This window comes from Thioclava sp. SK-1 (assembly GCF_001705665.1).
GTDB lineage: Bacteria > Pseudomonadota > Alphaproteobacteria > Rhodobacterales > Rhodobacteraceae > Thioclava.
Window position 1 is genome coordinate 1 of record NZ_MDHA01000039.1, and the last position, 322, is coordinate 322.

Annotated in this window: 1 pseudogene and 1 other annotated feature; the pseudogene reads left to right on the forward strand. The window is 57.5% G+C overall.

The features are described 5' to 3' along the window. A pseudogene (locus BFP70_RS08875) lies at positions 1-322 on the forward strand (IS3 family transposase); the annotation flags it as partial. Continuing rightward, positions 17-133 (forward strand) — a sequence feature (AL1L pseudoknot). Its footprint overlaps the pseudogene before it by 117 nt.

Consider the following 322-nt stretch of genomic DNA (forward strand, 5'->3'; position numbering starts at 1 on the left):
TATTGCGCAAGGCATCAGCTTATTTTGCGCAGGCGGAACTCGACCGCCCACTCAAGCGATGATCGGTTTCATCGACGATCAAAGGGCTGTTTACGGTGTCGAGTCGATCTGCAGGGTGCTGCCGATTGCACCGTCAACATATTACCACCGCTTGGCATGCCAAGCCGATCCGGCCAAAGCTTCAGCCCGGCATCAGCGGGATACGGAGCTGCGCCCGGAGATCAAACGTGTCTGGGATGAGAATTATCAGGTCTACGGGGTCCGCAAGGCGTGGTATCAGCTGAAACGCGAGGGCTTTACGCTTGCACGCTGCACGGTGGAG